Source organism: Gemmatimonadota bacterium (assembly GCA_016713785.1).
Classification (GTDB): domain Bacteria; phylum Gemmatimonadota; class Gemmatimonadetes; order Gemmatimonadales; family GWC2-71-9; genus JADJOM01.
Genome location: JADJOM010000001.1, coordinates 639887 through 662423 on the forward strand (window position 1 = coordinate 639887; position 22537 = coordinate 662423).

At 72.1% G+C, this 22537-nt stretch carries 20 protein-coding genes; 2 read left to right on the forward strand and 18 right to left on the reverse strand.

The genetic code is table 11. The annotated features are described in order from the left end of the window. Positions 1–32: 32 nt before the first annotated feature. The 4 genes from IPJ95_02825 to argF are packed head-to-tail and all read right to left on the reverse strand — an operon-like array spanning position 33 to position 4070. Positions 33–1550, reverse strand: a complete 1518-nt coding sequence (locus IPJ95_02825; GenBank protein ID MBK7922548.1) for a sigma-54-dependent Fis family transcriptional regulator — start codon at positions 1548–1550, stop codon at positions 33–35. Positions 1551–1553: 3 nt separating this feature from the next. After that, a complete protein-coding gene (locus IPJ95_02830; protein MBK7922549.1) occupies positions 1554–2039 on the reverse strand; it encodes a MogA/MoaB family molybdenum cofactor biosynthesis protein in 486 nt (161 codons plus the stop codon). Positions 2040–2061: 22 nt separating this feature from the next. Further along, positions 2062–3162, reverse strand: coding sequence for a glycine cleavage system aminomethyltransferase GcvT (gene gcvT / locus IPJ95_02835; GenBank protein MBK7922550.1), 1101 nt, complete (start codon positions 3160–3162; stop codon positions 2062–2064). Next, complete coding sequence (argF, locus tag IPJ95_02840; GenBank protein ID MBK7922551.1) at positions 3159–4070, reverse strand: ornithine carbamoyltransferase; 912 nt, start codon at positions 4068–4070, stop codon at positions 3159–3161. The genes gcvT and argF overlap by 4 nt, the downstream gene beginning before the upstream one ends. Before the next feature lie 139 nt (positions 4071–4209). Here argF and IPJ95_02845 point away from each other — a divergent pair, with 139 nt between their 5' ends. Continuing rightward, on the forward strand, positions 4210–4617 hold the full coding sequence (locus tag IPJ95_02845) for a YbaN family protein (GenBank protein ID MBK7922552.1): 408 nt from the start codon (positions 4210–4212) through the stop codon (positions 4615–4617). 7 nt (positions 4618–4624) lie between these two features. Here the strand turns inward: IPJ95_02845 and IPJ95_02850 are convergent, their stop codons facing one another. Both IPJ95_02850 and IPJ95_02855 read right to left on the reverse strand, forming a co-directional pair. Then, positions 4625–5653 (reverse strand): potassium channel protein, encoded by a 1029-nt coding sequence (locus tag IPJ95_02850; GenBank protein MBK7922553.1) that lies wholly within the window; start codon positions 5651–5653, stop codon positions 4625–4627. Beyond that, on the reverse strand, positions 5650–7140 hold the full coding sequence (locus tag IPJ95_02855) for a D-aminoacylase (GenBank protein ID MBK7922554.1): 1491 nt from the start codon (positions 7138–7140) through the stop codon (positions 5650–5652). Before IPJ95_02855 ends, IPJ95_02850 begins: the two co-directional genes overlap by 4 nt. Before the next feature lie 85 nt (positions 7141–7225). On the opposite strand from IPJ95_02855, the gene ggt reads away from it, so the two are divergent. Continuing rightward, the gene (gene ggt, locus IPJ95_02860; protein MBK7922555.1) at positions 7226–8872 is read left to right on the forward strand and encodes a gamma-glutamyltransferase; all 1647 of its coding nucleotides are present in this window, start codon (positions 7226–7228) and stop codon (positions 8870–8872) included. A gap of 109 nt (positions 8873–8981) precedes the next feature. On the opposite strand, the gene hslU is transcribed toward ggt, so the two are convergent. The 12 genes from hslU to IPJ95_02920 all read right to left on the reverse strand — a co-directional run bounded on the left by hslU (position 8982) and on the right by IPJ95_02920 (position 22523). Continuing rightward, positions 8982–10460: an ATP-dependent protease ATPase subunit HslU gene (hslU, locus tag IPJ95_02865; GenBank protein MBK7922556.1), complete on the reverse strand. Its 1479-nt coding sequence runs from the start codon at positions 10458–10460 to the stop codon at positions 8982–8984. A 9-nt stretch (positions 10461–10469) separates the two neighbouring features. Next, a complete protein-coding gene (locus IPJ95_02870; protein MBK7922557.1) occupies positions 10470–11057 on the reverse strand; it encodes a hypothetical protein in 588 nt (195 codons plus the stop codon). A gap of 17 nt (positions 11058–11074) precedes the next feature. Continuing rightward, positions 11075–11608 carry an ATP-dependent protease subunit HslV gene (hslV, locus tag IPJ95_02875; GenBank protein ID MBK7922558.1) on the reverse strand — a complete coding sequence of 178 codons (534 nt, stop codon included), beginning with the start codon at positions 11606–11608 and terminating at the stop codon, positions 11075–11077. A gap of 48 nt (positions 11609–11656) precedes the next feature. Then, positions 11657–12595 (reverse strand): tyrosine recombinase XerC, encoded by a 939-nt coding sequence (xerC, locus tag IPJ95_02880; GenBank protein ID MBK7922559.1) that lies wholly within the window; start codon positions 12593–12595, stop codon positions 11657–11659. After that, the gene (gene trmFO / locus IPJ95_02885; GenBank protein ID MBK7922560.1) at positions 12592–13971 is read right to left on the reverse strand and encodes a methylenetetrahydrofolate--tRNA-(uracil(54)-C(5))-methyltransferase (FADH(2)-oxidizing) TrmFO; all 1380 of its coding nucleotides are present in this window, start codon (positions 13969–13971) and stop codon (positions 12592–12594) included. Before trmFO ends, xerC begins: the two co-directional genes overlap by 4 nt. Continuing rightward, positions 13968–16424: a type I DNA topoisomerase gene (topA, locus tag IPJ95_02890; protein ID MBK7922561.1), complete on the reverse strand. Its 2457-nt coding sequence runs from the start codon at positions 16422–16424 to the stop codon at positions 13968–13970. Before topA ends, trmFO begins: the two co-directional genes overlap by 4 nt. 123 nt (positions 16425–16547) lie before the next feature. Beyond that, on the reverse strand, positions 16548–17066 hold the full coding sequence (locus tag IPJ95_02895) for a shikimate kinase (GenBank protein MBK7922562.1): 519 nt from the start codon (positions 17064–17066) through the stop codon (positions 16548–16550). Next, on the reverse strand, positions 17063–18304 hold the full coding sequence (aroC, locus tag IPJ95_02900) for a chorismate synthase (protein MBK7922563.1): 1242 nt from the start codon (positions 18302–18304) through the stop codon (positions 17063–17065). The genes IPJ95_02895 and aroC overlap by 4 nt, the downstream gene beginning before the upstream one ends. A 139-nt stretch (positions 18305–18443) precedes the next feature. Next, positions 18444–20210: an AMIN domain-containing protein gene (locus IPJ95_02905; protein ID MBK7922564.1), complete on the reverse strand. Its 1767-nt coding sequence runs from the start codon at positions 20208–20210 to the stop codon at positions 18444–18446. Next, on the reverse strand, positions 20207–21217 hold the full coding sequence (locus IPJ95_02910) for a hypothetical protein (protein MBK7922565.1): 1011 nt from the start codon (positions 21215–21217) through the stop codon (positions 20207–20209). Before IPJ95_02910 ends, IPJ95_02905 begins: the two co-directional genes overlap by 4 nt. Next, positions 21207–21839 (reverse strand): type 4a pilus biogenesis protein PilO, encoded by a 633-nt coding sequence (pilO, locus tag IPJ95_02915; protein MBK7922566.1) that lies wholly within the window; start codon positions 21837–21839, stop codon positions 21207–21209. The genes IPJ95_02910 and pilO overlap by 11 nt, the downstream gene beginning before the upstream one ends. A gap of 3 nt (positions 21840–21842) precedes the next feature. Beyond that, entirely contained in the window at positions 21843–22523 is a 681-nt protein-coding gene (locus tag IPJ95_02920) for a PilN domain-containing protein (protein ID MBK7922567.1), read from the reverse strand. Between the last annotated feature and the right edge of the window lie 14 nt (positions 22524–22537).

The following is a 22537-nucleotide window of genomic DNA, read 5'->3' on the forward strand; positions in this document are numbered from 1 at the left end:
TACAACGCTTGTCACGACTTAGGTGGTCTCACCTAGTCTAGTTTGTAAGCTCTGATCTTGCGGTAGAGGGTCCGCTCCCCGATGCCCAGGACCTCGGCCGCCTTGCGGCGGTTGCCCCGGTGCTGGATGAGGGCCGCGGCGATGGCCTCCTTTTCCACCTCGGCCATGGTCATCCCCGGCCGGTACACCACGGATCCACGCTCCTCCGGCTCATTGGCTGGCAAAACGTCGGCCACCGGCTGGCTCTCCCCGAGCTCGATGACCTGCACCCGCTGGGGGCGGTCGTCGAGGCGGCGCCGGAGCTCCTCCAGCTGGAACCGTAAGTCCATGATATTCCTGAGGATGAACTCCAGTTCCTGGCCTCCGGCGCCCCCCTGCCCGAGCCCCGACATCCCCACCCGGACGGGGAGAAACCTGTCGGCCCCCTCCAACACATCTGCGGGAATGTCCGAGGCTCGGACCTCCCGTCCCGGAGCGAGAACCACCATCGACTCGATGAGGTTACGTAACTGCCGCACATTGCCCGGCCAGGGTGCCTCGACCAGCCGCTGCATCGCCTCCTGGGTCATCCCCCGGAAGGGCCGGTCGTGAGTCTGGGAGAGTTCCCGAACGAAACGTCGCACCAGGAGGGGGATGTCCCCGCGGCGCTCCCGGAGCGGCGGCAGGTAGAGGGTCAGGACGTTGAGCCGGTAGTAGAGGTCGTCCCGGAACTCGCCCAGGCCCACCGAGTCCCGGAGGCTCCGGTTGGTGGCGGCCACCACCCGCACGTCGACCTTGATCGGCGCCACGCCGCCCAGCCGGAAGAAGGTCCGGGTCTCGAGCACCCGCAGCAGCTTCACCTGCACGCTGGCGGGGATCTCGCCGATCTCGTCGAGGAAGATGGTCCCGGTGTCGGCCAGCTCGAACCGCCCCAGGCGCCGCTCGGCGGCGCCGGTGAAGGCCCCCTTCTCGTGCCCGAAGAGCTCGCTCTCGAGCAGGGTCTCGGGGAGCGCGGCGCAGTTGACCGCGATGAAGGGCCGGCCGCGCCGCGGCGAGAGGTCGTGGATGGCCTTGGCCACCAGCTCCTTGCCGGTGCCCGACTCGCCCTGGACGAGCACCGTGCTCGAGACCGGGGCCATCTGCTCCACCTTGACCAGCAGCTCCTGGATCGGCGCGCTCTCGCCGATGATGCCGGTCCGCTGCTGCAGCGCCCGCCGGGCGATCAGCCGTTCGGCGAGGTGCACCACCTCGGCGGGATTCACCGGCTTGACCGCGATCTCGGTCACGTCCACCGCCCGGGTGTCGCGGTCGGTGGCGTGCTGGTCGGTGGCCTCGAGGAGGGCGAGGGTGGAGATCTCCGCATCGCGGGCCAGGGCGGCCAGCTGGCGGGCCATCGCCTCGTAGACGGCCCCGGTCAGCACCACCAGCTCCGGCGCCACGCGGCGCAGGACCTGGCGGGCGTCGTCGAGGGAGGAGACCATCGCGGTGGCGTGCCCGGCGGCCTCGAGCGCGGCGTTCACGCGCACCGCGGTCTCGAGGTCGTCCATCGTCAGCAGGATCTGGGAAGCCATGAGTCAGTGCCCGGTGCGGGTTCCGCGGACCAGGTCCACCGCGTGAACGACCAGGTCGTCCAGCACGGCCAGCCCATCCCGCACCCCGCCCGGACTCCCCGGCAGGTTCACGATCAGCGTCCGCCCCCGCACCCCGGCCACGCCGCGCGAGAGCGCGGCCCGGTGGAAGCGGGGGTAGACCGACATCCGGAGCGCCTCGGCGATGCCGGGCGCCTCCTTGTCCAGCGTCGCGCGGGTGGCCTCGGGGGTGACGTCGCGCACGGTGAGCCCGGTGCCGCCGGTGGTGAGCACCAGGTCGGCCCGGTCCTCATCGGCCCAGCGCACCACCGCCGCCCGGATCCCCGCGACCTCGTCCGGGACCAGCGCGCGCTCCACCACCTCGTACCCCCGATCGCGGGCCCACGCCACGATCGTGTCGCCGGAGCCGTCGGCGCGCTCGCCGCGGCTCCCGGCGTCGGAGATGGTCAGGATCGCGAGGCGGATAGGCATGGCGGCGGGCGCGGGGGCCGACCTAGCGGCGGACCGACCCCTTGGTGTAGAAGGGCCGCTTGACCACCTCGGCCTCGAGCGCCTCGCCCCGGATGTCGACGTGGAACCGGCTGCCCACCGCCGCGTGGCTGGCCGGCAGGTAGGTGGTCCCGATCGCGTAGCCGAGGGTCGGGCTCATGGTGCCGCTGCGCACCACGTCGCAGGCCACGCCGTCGACCAGGGTGGGCATGCCGTGGCGCGGGATGCCCTTCCCCACCATCCGGAAGCCGACCAGCCGGCGCGCCACGCCCGCGAGCTTCTGCCGCTTGAGCGCGGCCTCGCCCATGAAGGGGGCGCCCTTGTCGATCTTCGTGATCCAGCCGAGGCCCGCCTCGAGCGGGGTGGTCTCGTCGTCGATGTCGTTCCCGTAGAGGGCGTAGCCCACCTCGAGCCGCAGGGTATCGCGGGCGCCGAGGCCGATGGGGGTGGCCTTGCCGGGACCGGTGAGGGCGTGCCAGATGGTCGCGGCGTCCTGGGCGCGGCAGTAGAGCTCGAAGCCGTCCTCGCCGGTGTAGCCGGTGCGCGAGATGAAGCAGCCGGCGCCCGCCACCCGCCCGGTGGCAAAGCGGTAGTAGCCGATGTCGGGGAGGATGGTCTCGGTGTGCGGCTGCAGCAGGGCCTCCGCGCGGGGGCCCTGCAGCGCGAGCAGGCCGACGGCGTCGGAGACATTCCGGATCCGCACGTTGGCGCCCTTCTTCTGCGCCACCACGTGCTCCCAGTCCTTGTCGATGTTGGCCGCGTTGACGACCAGCATCACCTTGTCCTCGAAGCGGTAGACGGTGCAGTCGTCGACGACGCCGCCCGCCTCGTTCAGGAAGGCGGAGTACTGCACCTGGCCGGGGACGAGCGCGGCGACGTCGTTGGTGGTGACCCGGTTGACGAAGGCGTTGCGGTCGGGGCCGGTCACCTCGAACTCGCCCATGTGGCAGACGTCGAAGATCCCCGCGTCCTCGCGGACGGCGCGGTGTTCCGCCAGGATGCCGCCGGCGTACTGCACCGGCATCTCCCAGCCCGCGAAGGGCACCATCTTCGCGCCGAGGGCCTTGTGGACGTCGCAGAGCGGGGTGCGGAGGAGCGTGGTCATGTCGAGTGGGATCCCATGAGCGTGGCCAGGAGGGCCTTCTGGATGTGCAGCCGGTTCTCGGCCTCGAGCCAGACCCGCGACTGGGGTCCCTCGAGCACCGCGTCGCTGACCTCCTCGCCGCGGTGGGCGGGGAGGCAATGCAGGAAGATCGCCTCGGGACGGGCGAGGGTCATCAGCTTCTCGTCCACGCCATAGCCGGTGAAGGCGGCGCGGCGGGTCTCGGCCTCGGTCTCGTGGCCCATCGAGGCCCACACGTCGGTGGTGACCACGTGGGCCCCCGCCACCGCCTCCTCGGGCAGCTCGGTGATGCTCACCTGGGTGCGGGCGGCGGCCTGCTCGAAGATGGCCCGGCTCGGTTCGTACCCCTCGGGGCAGGCGATGCGCAGCTCGAAGCCCAGCAGCGCCGCGGCCTGCAGCCAGGTGTTGGCCATGTTGTTGCCGTCGCCGACCCACGCCACCACCTTCCCTTCCCAGCCCCCGAAGGCCTCGCGCATGGTGAGCACGTCGGCGAGGATCTGGCAGGGATGCAGCAGGTCGGTGAGGCCGTTGATCACCGGGACGGAGGCGAAGCGCGCGAGCTCCTCCACCTCGGTGTGGGCGTAGGTCCGGATCATGATGCCGTCGACGTAGCCGGAGAGCACCCGGGCGGTGTCACGGATCGGCTCGCCGCGGCCCAGCTGGATCTCGCGGGACGACAGGAAGAGCGCCTGCCCGCCGAGCTGCCAGGTCCCGACTTCGAACGAGACGCGGGTGCGGGTGGAGGTCTTGCCGAAGATCATGGCCAGGGTCTTCCCGGCCAGCGGGCGGGCGGTGTAGGCTCCACGCTTCATGGCCAGCGCCAGGTCGAACAGGGTCTCGAGTTCGGCCCGGGTGAAGTCGGGGATCGCCAGGAAGTCGCGCTTGCTCATGGATCTCTCGTGCCGCGAGTCGGCCATTTTGGCAGTCGCAGTCTAGCGGGGCCCCGGCGCCGGGGGCAAGGGTGCGGCGCTGCCGATAGTGGGGGCGGGGCGGGGTGGGCGGACAGCAGAACGGGATGGGAGCATGGCCGTGGACCGGAAGGATTACACCCACGAAGTGCGGCTGGCGCGATCCGGGATCGCGCGGTTCTGGCTGCTGGCGGCCGGCCACGTGAGCGTGGGGCTGGCGGTGCTCGGCGCCTTCCTGCCGCTGCTGCCGACCACGCCCTTCCTGCTGCTGGCCGCCGCCTGCTACGTGCGCGCCTCAGCGCGGTTCTACAACTGGCTGCTCAACACCCGCAGCTTCGGCCCGATGATCATCAACTGGCGCGATCACCGCGCCATGGCGGTCCGGCACAAGGTCATGGCCATCGGGTTCATCGCGGTGAGCATCGGGGTGTCGGTGATCTTCTTCATGCCCCACCCCGCCGGCCAGGTGGCGCTGAGCGGCCTGGGGGTGGGGTGGATCGCCCTGCTGCTGCGGATGCCCACCCGCTGAGCGCCGCCTAGGCGGTGGCGCCGGTGGCGATGCGCGCCAGCCGCGCCAGCTGTTCCCGCGTGCCGAAGCCGATCAGCACGTCCCCCGCCTCGAGCCGGGTCCCTTCTCCCGGATTGGTCAGCAGGACGCCATCCCCCTGGCGGGCGAGGGCCAGGAGGTTCACGCCGGTGGCCGCCGCGATGCCCGCCTCGCCGAGGGGCCGGCCCGCCAGCCGGCTGGCGGGCTCCACCCGGGTCTCCTCGATCCAGAACTCCACTTCGCGCGAGTGCATCACCCGGTCCAGGAAGTCGGTGACCCGCGGGTGGAGCAGCTGGGTGGCCATCCGCCGCCCGCCGATCCGGTAGGGCGAGATCACGTGGCTCGCGCCGGCGCGCATGAGCTTGGCCTCGGCGCCGCCGTGGCTGGCGCGGGCCACGATCACCAGGGCGGGATTGAGGGCGCGGGCGGTGAGGGTGATGACGATGTTGGCGTTGTCGTCGCCGGTGGCGGCCACGAGCCCGCGGGCCCGCGCCACGCCGGCCCGCACCAGCACCTGGTCGTCGGAGGCATCGCCCACCAGGCACTGGTGGTCGCGGGCCATGTCCTCGGCGGGCGGGGTGCGGTCGAGGATCACCACCGGGACGCCGGCCTCCTCGAGGTCGTGCACCACCTCCTGCCCCACCCGGCCGTGGCCGCAGATGATGTAGTGATTGCGCAGCTGGTCGATGGCCTCTTGCACCCGACGCCTCCTGAGCGCTCCGGTGAGCTCGCCGCTCACCACGTACTCGACGATGGTCCCGAGCAGGAACGCCATGACGCCGGTGCCCGAGACGATGAGGATGATGGTGAACCACCGCCCGGTGTTGCTCAGCGGGCGGACCTCGCCGAAGCCGACCGTGGCGATGGTGGTCACGGTCATGTAGATGCCCTCGAGGAAGGTCCAGCCCTCGAGCAGCATGTAGCCGACGGTCCCCCCCACCAGCACCACCACGATGGCAAAGCCCACCCGGCCCAGCCGGCGGCGCAGCTCCTCCGGCAGGAGGCGGTCGCGGGTCACCGCGCCGGTTCCCGCCGCAGCACCCGGCCCGGGCGCGCCGCGGTGACGGCCCCGTCCGCGAAGACCACCTGGCCGTTCACCCACACCCGCCGGATCCCGACGCTCACCGCCTGCGGCGCCGACGGGGTGGCGTGGTCGAGCACGGTGGCGGGATCGAAGAGCACCAGGTCGGCGGCCTGGCCCGGCGCGATCCGGCCGCGGGTGGTCAGGCCCACGTGGTCGGCGGCGAGCCCGGTGGCCTTGTGGACGGCGTCGGCGAGGCCGAGCACGCCCCGCTCGCGCACGTAGCGGCCGAGGATCCGCGGGTAGCTGCCGAAGCCGCGGGGATGCCGGCCGGCGAGCGACCCGTCGGTGCAGAAGTTCATGTGCGGCCACTGCATGAGCCGCTCGATGTCAGGCTCGATCATGCTGGTGCCGATGACGCTCTCCACCCCTTCCACCCCCTCGGCCCGCGCCACCTCGGCGCGGCGGATGAGCTCCATCAGCGCCGCGGCGGGATCGAGCCCCAGCTCGCGGGCCACGTCGGCGAGGGTCCGCCCCGAGAACTCCGGGGTGGGGCGATAGACGCCGAGCAGCAGCCCCTCCGGCGTGGACACCTCGGTGACGGCGAACTCGGCGGCGGCGCGGTCCCGGTAGTCGCGATCGGGGAACAGCACCGTGAGCGTGGAGTGCCAGTAGGTGTAGGGATAGATGTCGCCGGTGATGTCGATGCCCTCGCGGCGCGCGGCGTCGAGCCGGCGGACCAGCGAGTCGGCCCCGCCCCACAGGGAGCGCATGGCGAGCTTGGTGTGGGAGACCTGCACCGGCAGCCGCGCCTCCCGGCCGATATTGATGATCTCCTCGATGGCCGCCCAGAAGTGCCGGTCCTCGCTGCGGACGTGGCTGATGTAGCGGCCGCCCGCCGCGGCGGTGACGCGCGCCAGGTCGATGAGCTCCGACGGGGCGCTGAAGATGCCGGGGTCGTACTCGAGGCCACTCGACAGGCCGAGGGCGCCGGCGGCCAGCTCGCCGCGGAGCAGGAGCTTCATCCGGCCCACCTCCTCGGCAGTGGAGACCCGGCTGAAGTCGCGGCCCAGGACGATGTCGCGCAGCGTGCCGTGGCCCACGTACATGGCCAGGTTCACCGCGGCGGGCTGGCGCTCCCGCTCGGCCAGGAAGCGGGAGAGCGGGAAGGGCGAGGATCCATCCTGCCCGCCCACGATGGTCGTGATGCCCTGGCTCACCGCGCCCAGCGCATCGGGGTGCTCGCCGAGATCCTCGTCGGCGTGGCTGTGAGTGTCGATGAAGCCGGGCGCGAGGGCCAGCCCGGTGGCATCGAGCACGGCCTCGCCCGGGGCCGGGGTGAGGTCGCCAACCGCGGCGATGCGGCCGGCGCGCACCCGGACGTCGGCCCGGCGCGGGGCGGCGCCGGTGCCGTCGTAGACGTCGGCGTGGCGGACCAGGAGGTCCTGCGCGGCGAGCGGGGGCGCGGCGGCGCCGAGCAGCATGAGTCCAGCGAGCAGGGATCGCATGCCCAAGAGTACGTCCCGCCGCTCCCTTGCGGGAGTCTCGGGCGGCCGGCATTCTCCCATCATGAAGAACTCCCTCCCCATTGCCGCCCTCGCCCTGGTCACTGCGATGCCCCTTGCCGCCCAGTCCCGCGACCCGGTCCACGCCCCACGCGGCATGGTGGCCACCAGCCAGCTGCTGGCCAGCGCCGCGGGCCGCGAGGTCCTGGCCCAGGGCGGCAACGCGGTGGATGCCGCGGTGGCCGCGGCGGCGGTGCTCGCGGTGGTGGAGCCGCACATGACCGGGATCGGCGGGGACATGTTCGCGCTGGTCTGGTCGGCCGGGGAGCGGCGGCTGGTGGCGCTGCGCTCGAGCGGGCGCGCGGGCGCGGGGATGACCCGGGAGGCGATCCTGGCGCGGGGGCACACGGCGGTGCCGGATCGCGGCCCCGAGCCGGTGACGGTGCCGGGCGCCCTGGCGGGCTGGGATGCGCTGGTGCGCCGCTACGGCACCCGGTCACTGGGCGAGCTGCTGCAGCCCGCCATCCGGATCGCCGACAGCGGCTTCGCGGTCACGCCGATCATTGCGCGGCAGTGGGCCGGCAACGTCGCGGTCCTCCGCCGGGACGCGGGCGCGCGACACACTTTCCTGGTGGATGGGGTCCGGGCCCCGGCGGCGGGGGAGTGGTTCCGCAATCCCGACCTGGCCGCCACGCTCCGACAGGTAGCGGCGGAGGGGCCGGCCGCGCTCTACGGAGGTTCCCTCGGCGCGCGGGTGGTGGAGCGGCTGGGGCAGCTGGGCGGATTCCTGACGCTGGCCGACCTGCGCGCCCACGAGGTGGAGTGGGTGGAGCCGATCTCGGCGCCGTACCGCGGCTACCGGCTGTGGGAGCTGCCGCCCCCCAACCAGGGGATCGCGGCGCTCATGATGCTGCGGCTGCTCGAACCGTACGACCTGGCCGCGCTGGGCCACAACAGCGCACCCTACCTGCACCGCCTGATCGAGGCCAAGAAGCTCGCCTTCGCCGACCTGGCGCGGTACGTGGGCGACGAACGCGCCATGACGGTGGGCGCCCCGGCGCTGCTCGACGACGAGTACCTGGCCGGCCGCCGCCGGCTGCTCGACACCACCCGCGCCATGGCGCGCATTGAACCGGGCAGCCCCGCCACCGCCAGCGAGACCATCTACCTGACCACCGCGGACAGCGCGGGAAACATGGTCAGCTTCATCAACAGCCTGTACGAGGAGTTCGGCTCGGGGATCGTGGTGCCGGGGACCGGCTTCGCGCTGCAGGACCGGGGCGCGGGCTTTTCGCTCGAGCCGGGGCTGCCCAACACGGTGGCGCCGGGGAAGCGGCCGCGGCACACGCTGATCCCCGCGTTCGTCACCCGCCGCACGCCGGCGAGCGAGGAGCCCTGGATGAGCTTCGGGGTGATGGGTGGCGCGATGCAGCCGCAGGGCCACGTGCAGGTGCTGCTCGACCTGGTGCTGTTCGGCATGAACCCGCAGCAGGCGGCCGACGCCCCCCGGTTCCGGCACTACGATGGGCTTCGCGTGGCGCTGGAGGAAGGGATGCCGCCCGGGGTGCGCGAGGCGCTGGCGGCGCTGGGCCACCAGGTGGAGACGCTGCACCCCGACGCCGCGGGAGGCGCCCAGCTCATCCGCCGGGACGGCACCGGCTGGGTGGCGGGCTCCGACCGGCGCAAGGACGGCGGCGCGCTGGGGTGGTAGGCGGTGGGGCGGTAGGGCGGTAGGGCGGTAGGGCGGTAAGGCGGTAGAGCGGTAGGGCGGTAGGGCGGTCGGGCAGTCGATCGAGGCCGCCCCCGGGCCGCCGAGCCGCCTAGAGGATGTACCGCCGCAGGTCGTCGTCGTCGATGATCTTCTCGAGCCGTTTCCGCACCGCGGCGCGATCGAAGACCACCACCTTCTCGGGGTAGTTCGGCAGCTCGAAGAGCAGCTCGTCCATCAGCGTGGCCATGACGGTGTGAAGCCGGCGGGCGCCGATGTTCTCCATCCGGTCGTTGGCCAGCCACGCCACCCGGGCGATCTCCTCGATCCCGTCCTGGGTGAACTCCAGCTTCGCGCCCTCGGCCGCCACCAGCGCCTGGTACTGCTTGGTCAGCGCGCTCTCCGGCTCCGTCATCACCCGCACGAAGTCGGCCTCGGTGAGGCTGGTCAGCTCCACGCGGATGGGGAAGCGGCCCTGCAGCTCGGGGATCAGGTCCGACGGCTTGGACACGTGGAACGCACCGGCCGCGAGGAAGAGGATGTGGTCGGTGCGGACGTAGCCGTAGCGGGTCTGGACGGTGCAGCCCTCGACGATGGGCAGCAGGTCGCGCTGCACCCCCTCGCGCGAGACGTCGGGGCCGGTGGCGGTGCCGCGCTCCCCGGCAATCTTGTCGATCTCGTCGATGAAGATGATGCCGTGATTCTCGGAGCGATCCAGCGCCTCGTTCACCACGTCGTCCATGTCCACCAGCTTCTTGAGCTCCTCGTCGATCAGCAGCCGCCGCGCCTCCGGCACCCGCAGGGTGCGGCGCTTCTTCCGCCGCGGCAGCATCTCCTGGAACATCTCGAAGAAGTTGACCTGCTCCCCCTCCATGCCCTGGGGGGGCTGCATGAGGTCGAGCATCGGGTAATTCTGCGGCGTCACCTCGATCTCGACCTCGCGGTCATCGAGCTTGCCGTCCTTGAGCATCTGCCGGAGCTTCTCGCGCGAGCGGGCGCGGCGCTCTTCCTCGCTCCCGGCGGGGGGCTCCGGGCGCGCCTGGCCGCCGGGGCTCACCACGAAGATCCCCGGCCGCTTCTCGGCCCCCGGCGCCGGGGGCGGCGGCGGGGCGGGCGGTGGCAGCAGGATGTCGAGCAGGCGCTCCTCGGCGCGGGTCTCCGCCTGGGGATAGACCTCGTCCTCGCGCTCGGTGCGGACCATGCTGATGGCCGCGTCCACAAGGTCGCGCACCATCGACTCGGCGTCGCGCCCCACGTAGCCCACCTCGGTGAACTTCGAGGCCTCCACCTTGATGAACGGCGCCCCCGCCAGCCGCGCCAGCCGCCGGGCCACTTCGGTCTTTCCGACCCCGGTGGGGCCGATCAGGATGATGTTGTACGGGGTGATCTCGTCCCGGATCTCGTCGGGGGTCTGCGACCGGCGCCAGCGGTTGCGGATGGCGATGGCCACCGCCCGCTTGGCGGCATCCTGCCCGACGATGTAGCGCTCCAGCTCCGCCACGATCTGGCGCGGCGGCAGCTCCTCGAGCCAGGGGGGCGGCGCGGGCGCGGCGCTCCCGGCGGGGATCGGGTCCTGGGTCGGCTCGGTCATGGCAGGAAGCTAGTCGGACGCGGAGTCAGGGGTGGGGGCGGGGGCGGCCTCCGCGGCCCGGCGGGCCCTTTGCCGCTCGGCGCTCCGCCGCATGTCGAGCATCATGCTGCGGAACGGCAGCAGGTGCAGGAGCAGCACGCCCACGGCGAGGACCACGGCCAGCCAGGGGTGCCGCAGCAGCCAGCCCTGCCACAACCCCCACGCGGCGGCCAGGAAGGCGGGCAGCGGCAGGACCACCGCGAAGACCCAGGCCAGCCGCTGGGGGCCCATCTGGTCCCGGGTGATCCCGTTAGCGATCCAGTTGAATGCCGCGTAGCTGGCAAGGCCGAGCGCCGCGTGGAGCCCGAGCACGAGCAGGGCCTGATGGCCGCGCGCGGGGGTGACCGCGGCGAACCCGCCGGCCCACACCGCCGCGCCGAGGGCCACCGCCAGCGCCAGCCAGCGCAGCGCCTGGAAGAAGAGCAGGAAGGCCAGCCCCCCGAGCCCGCTCTTGTCGCCGCCGGGCTGGATGCCGGCCATCTCGCCCCAGCCGTGCGCGGTGTAGAGCGACACCAGCGCGCCGAAGCCCAGCGCGACCGTGCCCAGGATCAGCAGCATGCGCGCCCCCGCCCCGCTCACAGTTCCAGGATGGTGAGGTTGCGGTTGGTGAACACGCAGATGTCGGCGGCGATCTCGAGCGCGCGCTGCACGATGTCCCGGGCCGAGAGGCGCTCGTCGGGGAGCAGCGCCCGGGCGGCGGCCAGCGCGTAGTTGCCGCCGGAGCCCACCGCGAGGATGCCGTCGTCGGGCTCGATCAGCTCGCCGCCGCCGGAGAGCAGGAACGTGTGCTCGGGGTCGGAGACCACGAGCAGCGCCTCCAGCCGGCGCAGCACCCGGTCGCTGCGCCAGTCCTTGGCCAGCTCCACCGAGGCGCGCGGCAGGTTGCCGGGGTAGCGGTCGAGCTTCTCCTCGAACTTCTCGTAGAGGGTGATGGCGTCGGCCACCGAACCGGCGAAGCCCGCCAGCACCTTGCCGCCCTTGAGGGCGCGGACCTTGGTGGCGGTGGCCTTCACCACCGTGTCGCCGATGCTCACCTGGCCGTCGCCGCCCAGGGCCACGCGGCCGTTCTTGCGCACCGCGAGGATCGTGGTGCCGTGATATCCGCTCATCGTTGCTCCCGCGCCGCCGCGGGCCCGGACGCGCACGGCTGTGTGCGCCTAGGCCCGCGGGTGCGCCTGCTGGTAGACCTTCTTGAGTCGCTCGACGCTGGTGTGGGTGTAGATCTGGGTGGTGCTCAGGCTGGCGTGCCCCAGCAGCTCCTGCACGGCGCGCAGGTCCGCGCCGGCGTCGAGCAGGTGGGTGGCGAAGGTATGCCGCAGCGAGTGCGTCTTGAGCCCGTCGCCGCCGATCACCTCGAAGGCCCGGTGCACCAGGCGCTGTACGGTGCGCGGGGTGAGCCGCTTCCCGCGGCGGCCGAGGAACACCGCCTGCCGGTCGGCGCCGGGGAGCCGGGCCAGCGCCTCACGCTCCTCGAGGTAGTGCCGCAGCGCGCGGCTGGCGCGGCTCCCCACCGGCACCAGGCGCTCCTTGCGCCCCTTGCCGCGCACCTTCACCTGGTCGCTCAGCAGGTCGAGGTCGAGCAGGTTGAGTCCCACCAGCTCCGAGAGCCGCAGCCCGCTCGAGTAGAACAGCTCGAGGATCGCCAGGTCGCGCAGCCCCGCCGGTTCCTCACCGCTGGCGCGGTGCTCCGCCGCCTCGAAGACCCGCTGGGTGCGCTCCCGGTCCAGGTACTTGGGAAGCGTGCGCCCGAGGCGCGGCGCCTTCGCGGCGCGGACCGGAGTCTTCTCGAGGCCATGATGGGCCTGCAGGAACCGGTACAGCGACCGGACGGCGGAGAGGGCCCGCGCCAGCGACCGCTTGGCCAGGCCCCGGCGCTGGAGCTCGCCCAGGAAGCCGCGGATGCCGAGCCGGTCCACCCGGCTGAAGTCCCAGTCGCCACCGCTGTGCCGGTCGAGGAAGGCCACGAAGGCCGCGAGGTCGCGGCTGTAGGCGCGCAGGGTATGCTCGGAGACCTGGCGCTCCTTCTCGAGGTGCTCCAGGAAGGCGGCGACCTCGGGACGGCTCGGCGGCTCGGCGACTCGGCGGTTCGGGCTCACGTGAGGGTGGCCAGCCAGTGGTCAAAGGCCTGCTGCGCACGCTGCACCAGGGCCTCCTTCTTCTGGTCCTTGCGGTTCCTGCCGCCAAGCCGCCGGGCGGTCGCGTCATCGAGCGGCTCCAGCAGCCCGAAGTTGGCGTTCATCGGCTGGAAGTGCGCCGGGTCGGCGTCCCGAAGATAGCGGTAGAGTCCGCCGAGCATCGTCGTGGCGGGCGGGAGGGACGGCGCCTGGCCGGCGAGCCGGCGCGCCAGGTTGATCCCGGCGAGGAGGCCCGTCCCCAGCGACTCGGTGTAGCCCTCCACGCCCGTGAGCTGGCCGGCAAAGAAGAGCGCGTCGTCGCCCGGCGCCGTGAGCGCGGGCCCGAGGCAGCCGGGCGTATTGAGGTAGGTGTTCCGATGGATGCTGCCGAAGCGGAGGAACTCCGCCGCCTCGAGCCCGGGGATGGTGCGGAACACCCGCTGCTGCTCGGGGATCCGGAGCCGGGTCTGGAACCCCACCAGGTTCCACATCTGCCCGGCGCGGTCCTCCCGGCGCAGCTGCACCACCGCCCAGGGCTCGCGGCCGGTGCGCGGGTCGGGCAGCCCCACCGGCTTCATCGGCCCGAAGCGGAGCGTCTCCGGCCCGCGGCGCGCCATCTCCTCCACCGGGAGGCACCCCTCGAAATACGGCACCTCGTCGAAGGCGTGGGCGGTGAACTGGTCGGCCGCGGTGAGCGCCGCGATGAACCGGTCGTACTCCTCGCGCGACATGGGACAGTTGAGGTAGTCGTCGCCCTCGCCCTTGCCGTAGCGGGAGAGGGCGTAGATCCGCGACCGGTCGAGCGACTCGTGGCTCACGATAGGCGCGATCGCGTCGTAGAAGGCGAGCCGCGGCGGCTCGGCGGGGCTGAGCGGCTCGGCGGCTCGGCGGCCCGGCGGCCCGGCCGGGGTGAGACGACGGACGATCGCGGCAGCGAGCCCTTCCGACGTGAGCGGCCCCGTGGCCACCACGCCCGGCGAGGGGAGCTCCGTCACCTCGCCACGCTCGAGCGTGATCCGGGGGTGGGCCAGCACCTGCTCGTGGGCCAGCCGCGCGAAGACGTCGCGATCCACGGCGAGCGCCGCCCCGGCCGGCACCGCGGCCTGGTCGGCGAGCGGCAGCAGCACGCTGCCCAGCCGGCGCAGCTCGGCCTTGAGCAGCCCGTGGGCGTTGCTGACGTCGATGGACTTGAAGGAGTTGCTGCAGACCAGCTCGCCCAGCCGGTCGGTCTGGTGCGCCGGCGTGCGGACCACGGGGCGCATCTCACGGAGGGTGACCCGGCACCCGCGCTCGGCGAGGGCCCAGGCGGCCTCACAGCCCGCGAGCCCGCCGCCGACGACGGTCACCGCCGTGCTCACGTCGCGCCGGCTTCCTCGGCCTCCAGCACCACCACCCGGTGCTGGCACTTGAGGCAGGTGCGGGTCTCGCCCTCCGCCTTGCTGGTCTTCTTCTCCATGCCCACCCAGCCGCAGCTCGGGCAGGTCTCGGCCACCGGCCGGTTCCAGGTGGAGAAGTCGCAGGCGGGGTAGCGGACGCAGCCCCAGAACGACTTGCCCCGCTTGGTGCGCCGCTCGGCCAGGTCGCCGACGTCGCACTTGGGGCACTTCATGCCGAGCGGCACCGAGCGGGTGCCCTTGCACTCGGGATACCGGGTGCAGGCCAGGAACTCGCCGAAGCGTCCGGTCTTGATGACCATGGGCGCGCTGCAGAGGTGGCACGTCTCGTCGGTGGGCCGGTCGGGCGCCCGGGCCTTCTTGAGCGACTTCACGTAGTCGCAGGTCTGCTTGTAGTTGACGCAGGCGAAATACGGCCCGAACCGCCCGGTGCGCAGTTCCACCTTGGCGCCGCACTTGGGGCAGACTTCCTTCTCGAGCTCCTCGGGCTTGAGCCCGTGGGCCTCCGCCACGATCGCGCCCAGGTTCACCGCGCCCAGCGCCTTGGAGAAGGGGCCGTAGAAGTCGGCCAGCGCCTGCTGCCAGCGCAGCTTGCCATCCTCCACCCGGTCGAGCTCGTCCTCCATCTGCGAGGTGTACTCGACGTTGAAGATGGTGGGGAACTGGCTCACCATGATCTGCTCCACCATCTCGCCCAGCTCGGTCGGGGTGAAGCGGCGCTGCTCCAGCTTCACGTACTCCCGCGCGGTGAGCGTGCTGATGATGGAGGCGTAGGTGGACGGCCGCCCGATGCCCAGGCGCTCCAGCTCCTTGACCAGGCTCGCCTCGGAGAAGCGCGGCGGCGGCTCGGTGAAGTGCTGGCTCGGGACGATCTGCCGCACCTCCACCCGGTCGCCGGCCTCGAGCGGCGGGATCGGCGCCAGGTCCTCGACGCTCTTCCCTTCCTCCGCCTCGCGGCCCTCGGTGTAGAGGATATGATAGCCGTCGAAGATCATCACCGAGCCGGTGGCCCGGAGCAGGTACCGGCCCAGGTCGAAGTCCACCACGGTCATGTCGTAGATGGCCGGGTTCATCTGCGAGGCCACGAAGCGCTGCCAGATGAGCTGGTAGAGCCGGAACTGGTCCGGCTCCAGGTACTTCTCCATCGCCTCCGGCCGGCGCCGCACGTCGGTGGGGCGGATCGCCTCGTGGGCGTCCTGCACCCGGGCGGCCTTGGAGGTGTACTGGTTGGGCGTCTCGGGCAGGTAGGCCGCGGGGTACTGCTGCCCGATGAAGCCGCGCACGTTCTCGAGCGCCGTGTCGGAGACGCGCACCGAGTCGGTCCGCATGTAGGTGATGAGGCCCACCGGGGCGTCCTCGCCGACCTCCATGCCCTCGTAGAGGTCCTGCGCGGCACGCATGGTGCGGCGGGCGGAGAAGCCGAGCTTCTTGGCCGCCTCCTGCTGCAGCGTGCTGGTGGTGAAGGGGGCGCCGGGCCGCTTCTTCCGGTTGCGCCGCTCCACCTTGGTGACCACGAAGGACAGCTGCTGGAGGTCGGCCACCACCGCCGCGGCGGACGCCTCGGTGCCGAGCTCGGGGTTGTGCCCGTCGATCTTCTTGAGCTCCGCGGTGAACGCCTGCCCGCCCTTGGCGCAGTCCGCCGCGATGGTCCAGTACTCCTCGGGCTTGAAGGCGCGGATGGCGCGCTCGCGCTCCACGATGAGCCGGAGCGCCACCGTCTGCACCCGGCCGGCGGAGAGCCCGGTCTTGATGCTCTGCCAGAGGATCGGGCTCGTCTTGTAGCCCACCAGCCGGTCCAGGATGCGTCGGGCCTGCTGCGCGTTCACCAGGTCGCTGCGGATGGCCTCGGGGCGGCCCATCGCCGCCTTCACCGCCTCCTTGGTGATCTCCTCGAAGCGCACCCGGTGGATCGGCGCGCTGGTCTCCATCTGGTCGGCCACGTGCCACGCGATCGCCTCGCCCTCGCGGTCCGGGTCGGTGGCGAGGTAGATGGCCCGCGCCTTCTTCGCCGCCTTCTTGAGGTCGGCGAGGGTCTGGGTCTTCCCCTTGATGGTGACGTACTCGGGCTGGAAGTCGTTCTCGACGTCGACACCGAGCTTGCGGGTGGGGAGGTCGCGGATGTGGCCGATGGTGGCCTTCACGTCGTAGCCGCGGCCCAGGTACTTCCCGATGCTCTTGGCCTTGGTGGGCGACTCCACCACCACCAGCGCGGCGCCGGTGCCCGCCTCGACCTCGACCGCCGCGGCCCGCGCCGCGCGCTTCTTCGGGGCCGGCTTGTCGGCCCCGGTAGCCTTGGCCGGCGCGGCGGCCTTGGTGGCCGGCTTCGCGGTCTTGGCGGACTTCGCGGTCTTGGCGGCCTTGGCCGGCTTGGCCGGGGCGGCGGGCGCGGGTGCCTTGGGTTTCTTGGGAGTAGCCATGCGCGGGAACTTACCTGCCTGAGTTGAGCGCGGCGGGATCGCCGCGGCGTGACAAGAAAACGCGCTGCATGGTCCCTTGGCAAGGCACCGCCTGCAAAGTCACGCCGCCGCAACCGCTTACGATCACCACCCGGCGCGTTCGCGCGCCAGCTGCGCGATCTCGTCCGCCAGCGCCGTGGCCGACTTGACGTCGGCCTTCACCTCACACGCCGCCTTCAGGTAGAACGGCTCCCGCTCCCGCAGCAGCTGCCGCATCCGCTCCACCGGGTCCTCGCCCACCAGGAGCGGCCGGACATCGCCGCCACCCGCGCGCTTCGCCGCCGTGAGCGCCATGGTCCGGAGGTACACCAGGAACGCCACCTCGGCCGCCGCCTCGAGCGCGCCCGGCTGCGCCACCCAGCCGCCCCCCGGCGCGATCACGGCCGGCGGGCCGGCCAGCGCCTGCTGTCCCGCCTCGCGCTCCATCTGCCGGAACCGCTGCTCGCCATGCTCCGCGAAGATGCGGGAGACCGGCATCTGCATCTTGCGCACGATCACCGCGTCGGTGTCCACGAAGGGCGCGCCCAGGCGCTCGGCCACCAGCTTGCCGACGGTCGTCTTGCCCACCCCGGGAAGTCCCACCAGCACCACGTGACGCTTCACGCGTCCTCCGTCTCGGGCACCGGCCCGCCCAGCCCTGTCCAGCGGCCGGCCAGCTGCTCCAGGTACCCCTCGTAGTTGCGGCGCAGCTCGCGGAGCGAGTCGCCGCCGAATTTCTCCAGCATCGCGTCGGCCAGCACCCAGGCGGTCAGCGCCTCGGCGATCACGCCCATGGCCGGCACCGCGGTCACGTCGGAGCGCTCCGCCTGCGCCTTGGCGGGCAGGCCGGTGCGCAGATCGATCGTGGGCAGCGGCGACATCAGCGTGGCGATCGGCTTCATCCCTACCCGGATGACGAGCGGCTCCCCCGTGGTGATACCCCCCTCGAGCCCGCCCGCGTTGTTGCCCCGGCGCCGGTAGCCGCCGCGCAGCGCGGGGGCGGGCGCGGGCCGGCCCGGCGTGGCCACCGCCTCGATGGGATCGTGCACCTCGGAACCGGGGCGGCGCGCCGCCTCGAAGCCCATGCCGATCTCCACCGCCTTCACCGCCGGGATGGACATCAGGATCCCGGCCAGGCGGCCGTCGAGCTTGCGGTCCCAGTGCACGTGGCTGCCGAGCCCCGCGGGGAGGCCGCGCGCCACCACCTCGCACTCGCCGCCCAGGGTGTCGCCGTCCTTCCGGGCGCGGTCGATCCGGGCGATGATCTCGGCGTCCTGGGCCGGGTCGAGCACCCGTACCTCAGAGCGGTCGGCGGCGGCGTTGAGGGGCCAGGGGAGCTCGGCCGGCGCGCGGGCGGCGATGCCGCCGAGCGACACCACGTGGCTGCCCACGTCCACCCCGAACTCGTCGAGCAGCCGCCGCGCCAGCGCCCCAGCGGCCACCCGCGCGGTGGTCTCGCGCGCGCTGGCGCGCTCCAGGATGTCGCGGGCGTCGCCGCGGTCGTACTTCATCACCCCGACCAGGTCGGCGTGGCCGGGCCGGGGGCGGTTGAGGCGGCGCCGGCGCTCCTCGCCCGGCGTGCCCTCCGCGGCCATGATCGCTTCCCAGTTGGCCCAGTCGCGGTTGTGGACCACCATCGCCACGGGGGAGCCCAGGGTCTCGCCCGCGCGCACGCCGGCGAGCCACTCGATGCGGTCCTTCTCGATCTTCATCCGGGCGCCCCGCCCGTAGCCGCTCATCCGGCGGGCCAGGTCGTGGTCCACCTGCGCCGCCGTCACCGGCAGCCCGGCCGGCAGCCCCTCCACGATGGTGACCAGGGCCTTGCCGTGCGACTCGCCTGCGGTCAGGAAGCGTAACGCCATGGAATCTCGGCCACCTGCGGGGTCGGTGTGGCGGGCCCCGGGGTCCGCCACCGGTGGCGGACCGCGCGAGCCCTCTCCCTATAATAGCGAAGCCCGACCGGCGGTCGGGCTCGCGTGTGCCTGTCCGGCCCGCCGCGCCTTACTGCGCGCCGTCGTCGACGATGCGCGGGGTGACCAGGATGATGAGGTCCTGGCGCTGTTCCTGGGTGTTGCTGAAGCCGAACAGCTTGCCCACCACCGGCAGGTCCACCAGCAGCGGGATGCCGTTGCGGGTCTTGCTGATCGAGGTCACCGTCAGGCCGCCGATCACCGCGGTCTCGCCGTCGGCCACCAGCAGCTGGTTCTTGGCGTTCTGCTTCTGGATGGTGAAGCCCAGGTCGGCCTGGGAGAGCAGCCGGATGGCGGAGCGCTCCGCCTCGATCTGCATGAGCACCTGGCGGTTGTTGGTCACGTGCGGGGTGACCTTGAGCTGGATACCCGTCTCCTTGAACTGCACCGTGGCCTTGGGCTGGCTCGACCCGGTGCCGCCCTGGGCGCCGAAGTCGATGATCCGGACCGGGATGTCCTCGCCCACCTTGATGATGGCTTCGCGGTTGTCGAGGGTGGTGATGGTCGGCTCCGCCTGCACGTCGGCCAGGTCCACGCTCTGCAGCGCCTGCAGGAAGGTGGTGAACATGAACCCGCCGGCCGAGGTCTGCAGGATCAGGTTCAGCGCCGGCTGGGTGATGACCGCCTCGGCGTTGGCGATGGCGCCCACGCCGTCGCCGCCGAAGGAGATCACGTCGGACTCGAAGGGATCGCCGCTGCCCGGGTCGATGCGCGGGTTGAGCCGGTTGAAGATCGGGCCGTCGCCGGCGTTGGCCGCCCCGAAGTCGTACTGCAGGCCCAGCGCCTCGATGTTGGTCCGGTTGACGAAGATGATCTTCGACTGGATCGAGACCTGCGGCGTGCGGATGTCGAGGTTCTTGATGAAGTCCTGCACCTCGATCATGCGGCTCTTGGTCTCGGTGACGATCAGCGAGTTGGTGGTGGTGTCCGACACCACCGACCCGCGCTTGGTCAGGATCGACTTGACGCTCGGCAGCACCTGGCCGGCGCTGGCGTAGTTGACCGGGATCATCCGCGTGGTGAGCGGCTCGGTCGAGTCGAGCGAGGCCAGCGCCTGCGGGGTGTCCACCCGGATGATGCCGCCGGCCAGCTCGATGGCCTGCAGCCCCTGGGTGGCCAGCACCGCGGCGAACGCCTCGGTCCAGGGCTGGTTCTTGATCTCGGCGGTGACCTCACCGGTCACGGCCTTGCCCAGCACGATGGTGCGGCCCGAGAAGGCGGCGAAGCCCGCCACCACGTCGGCGATGCTGGCGCGGTCCCAGGTCACGGTGATGCGCGGGGCCGGCGCGGCCACGCTGGCCGGCATCGGCTCGGCCGGCGGCGTGACCTCGGGCGCCCGCGCCGTGGCCGGCGCGACCGGCGGCTCGAGGTCGGCCGGGGCGGTGCTCGACCAGGCCAGGAAGCCCTGGTCCGCGCCGAAGCTCACCCGGATGGCGTCGCCCGCCTGCTCCAGCCGGTAGTCGCGGCTGCGATCGAGGTAGATCGCCACCCGGACCACGTCGGGGCGGAACTGGCTGTAGCGCACGTCCTTGATGCCGCCGCGCTGGATGCCGTCGTAGGCGGTGCCGTTCTTGAGCCGGGCGCCGACGATGTCGACCACCAGCCGGTCGGGCTCGCGCAGCACGAAGTCCTTGACCTGGACCGCGCCACTGATGGCGATGACGAGCTCGGCGTGGCCCGGCGTCGGGATCACGCTGACCGCCGTGACTTCCGACCCGGCGACCTTGTCGTCGGCGGCGAGCGGGGCCGCCGCAAGGAGGCACGCGGCCCCCACGGCGAACAGGGACTTGAACGTCATGGGGTCTGCTCCTCCCTCTTGCGCAGCGACAGCGTTTCCTGCCGCTCGAATCCGATGTCTTCTACCGTGAATACCACGTCCGCCTGACGGATCTGCGCCACCTTGAGGCGGCCGAGCCGGTCACCGACCCGCAGTTTGTACCGCTTCTGGTTGGTCTTGTCCCGCAGCACCGCCACGCTGTTGCTCGCCCGGCGCAGGTCGAGGTACACCCCGACCAGCAGCAGGTCGTTGAACTCCGGGCCCACCTTGTCCTCGGTGATGAGCGAGGCGAAGGGGTCCCGGGCGCCACCGGCGTAGGTGAAGGTCTCCCGCAGCACTTCGGTCTCGCGCGCGATCCGGATGGAATCGGCCCGGACGCTGTCGCGCTGCGCCTTGGTGATCGAGTCCTGCCGCTGCCGCTCGGCCAGCTGGCGCAGGCTGTCGGCCTTGGCCCGCTCCCGCGCCTGGCGGATGGAGTCCTGCCGCAGCACCTGCAGCTGCTGGGGCGTGAGCGTCGGCTTCACCGGGGTCTGCGGCGCGGGCGCCGCGGCCGGGGTGGTGCGGCGGCGGGCCGCCGCGGTCGTGGTCGGCTTGGCCGGCGCCTCGACCTTGGTGGTATCCGGCCGGGCGGCCTGCGCCGTGGTCGTGGGCTTCTTCCCGGTGTCGGCCCTGGCGGTCTGCGGCGTCGCGGCCGGCTTGGCCGAATCCGGCTTGGCCGCCACCGCGGGGGCGGCCGGCGGGTTGCCGCAGGCCTTGAGCACCTCGGGCGGCAGCATGCCTGCGGGCGCCGGCGCCGGCTTCTTGCCGCGGGCGGCCTTGGCCAGCGCGGCGTTCACGGAGTCGGAGCAGGTCTTGAAGCGCGCCCGCACGACGGAGTCCTGCGTCGCGGCGCGGCGCACGCTGTCGCGCTTGGCCCGGATGGCCGCGAGATCGACCGCCTCGGGGGCCGCGTCCTTCTTGCCGCCGCAGGCGGCCAGCCCGACGAGGAGGCCCGCCAGCACGGCCCGGGTGAGCGGGTTAGGTGCCACTGGACGGTCCCTCCGGAGTCCCGGTCTTCACGAACGTGCGGATCTGGAACCGCGCCTCGAGCAGCGCGCCCGAGCTGTCGCCCAGGGCCCGGGCCCGCGCCAGGTCGGCGGTGCCCAGCGTGAGGTCCACCGGCACGATGATGCGCTGCAGGCTCGCCACGTCGGACAGGAACTCGCCCAGCTGGTCGTAGCGGCCGATCACGGAATACTGGTACTTGAAGGTCTCGAACGGCGCGGGCCCGGGCTCCACCGGCAGCGGCTGGAACTGCGCCACCTGCACCCCGCGGATCTTGGCGCGGGTGGAGATCTCGTCCATGAGGTTGGCCACCTCGTTGCGGTCCGGCACCAGCCGGCGCATCAGCTCGAGGCTGGTGCGGTAGCCGTCCAGCCGCCGCCGCAGGTCCTCGACGCTGCCCGAGGCGAGCAGCTTCTTGGCGCTGTCGGTGAGCGCGGTGAGGGAGTCGATGGTCTTCTGCCGCGCGACGATGCTGTCCTTGGTCTGCTGCACCCCGCGCAGCCCGAGGCTGTCGAGGACGGTGCCGGTGTAGCCGAGGTAGCCCACCACGACCGCGATGAGGACGAGCAGGATCGGGACCTGCTTTTCCTGGGAGAGGGCGGCCATGGCTTACCTCACCGACTGGCTGAGGGGCACCGTGCGGATGTACGCCGAATCCGCCCGCTGGAACGAGGCCGTGATGGTGAACTGGGTCACCGGCCGTTCCTTTTCCACGATGGTCTTCGCTTCCATGGGCGTGACGTCCGTGAGCCACGGCGACGCCTCGAGCTGGCGCAGGAAGCGGGTGTAGGCCTGCAGGTCCATGGTCCGGCCCTCGAGGCGGAAGCGCATCGGCGGGGCCACCGTGTCGGCGGTGTCGGCCACCACCGGGGCCGCCTGCGTGGCCATGGTCGTCAGCCAGGTGTAGGGCGGCAGCGCCTTGGCCACTTCATCGAGCACGTGAGACCAGACGTAGCGGTCGCCGTCCACCCCGCGGATGGTCGCGATCTGGGACAGCAGCGAGTCCCGGATGTTCTCGGCCCGCCGCTTCTGCTTGAGCAGGTTGTCGAAGCGCTTCTGCTCGTCGCGCGCCTGCTCCAGCCGGGGCGCGAGGGCGTTGTACTTGGCGCTGGTCGAGAGGAACGACCAGCCGAGGAAGGCCGCCACCGCGATGCACGCGGCGATGGAGCCGACCAGGAACGGGTCCTTGACCTTGCTCCCGAACGCCTTGAGGCGGTCGAGGTACTGTTTCGGTCCGCCACCAGCGGCCTTGCGCTTCTGGCCGGGTCGGAGATTGACCGTGATCATCATGGGTTTCGGTCTCC

Bases quoted from the DNA above. Each gene is read 5' to 3' on its own strand.
- IPJ95_02825 (MBK7922548.1), bottom strand. From the start codon at position 1,550: ATGGCTTCCCAGATCCTGCTGACGATGGACGACCTCGAGACCGCGGTG.
- IPJ95_02830 (MBK7922549.1), bottom strand. From the start codon at position 2,039: ATGCCTATCCGCCTCGCGATCCTGACCATCTCCGACGCCGGGAGCCGC.
- gcvT (MBK7922550.1), bottom strand. From the start codon at position 3,162: ATGACCACGCTCCTCCGCACCCCGCTCTGCGACGTCCACAAGGCCCTC.
- argF (MBK7922551.1), bottom strand. From the start codon at position 4,070: ATGAGCAAGCGCGACTTCCTGGCGATCCCCGACTTCACCCGGGCCGAA.
- IPJ95_02855 (MBK7922554.1), bottom strand. From the start codon at position 7,140: ATGCTGCTCGGCGCCGCCGCGCCCCCGCTCGCCGCGCAGGACCTCCTG.
- ggt (MBK7922555.1), top strand. From the start codon at position 7,226: ATGAAGAACTCCCTCCCCATTGCCGCCCTCGCCCTGGTCACTGCGATG.
- hslU (MBK7922556.1), bottom strand. From the start codon at position 10,460: ATGACCGAGCCGACCCAGGACCCGATCCCCGCCGGGAGCGCCGCGCCC.
- IPJ95_02870 (MBK7922557.1), bottom strand. From the start codon at position 11,057: ATGCTGCTGATCCTGGGCACGGTCGCGCTGGGCTTCGGCGCGCTGGTG.
- hslV (MBK7922558.1), bottom strand. From the start codon at position 11,608: ATGAGCGGATATCACGGCACCACGATCCTCGCGGTGCGCAAGAACGGC.
- topA (MBK7922561.1), bottom strand. From the start codon at position 16,424: ATGGCTACTCCCAAGAAACCCAAGGCACCCGCGCCCGCCGCCCCGGCC.
- aroC (MBK7922563.1), bottom strand. From the start codon at position 18,304: ATGGCGTTACGCTTCCTGACCGCAGGCGAGTCGCACGGCAAGGCCCTG.
- IPJ95_02905 (MBK7922564.1), bottom strand. From the start codon at position 20,210: ATGACGTTCAAGTCCCTGTTCGCCGTGGGGGCCGCGTGCCTCCTTGCG.
- pilO (MBK7922566.1), bottom strand. From the start codon at position 21,839: ATGGCCGCCCTCTCCCAGGAAAAGCAGGTCCCGATCCTGCTCGTCCTC.
- IPJ95_02920 (MBK7922567.1), bottom strand. From the start codon at position 22,523: ATGATGATCACGGTCAATCTCCGACCCGGCCAGAAGCGCAAGGCCGCT.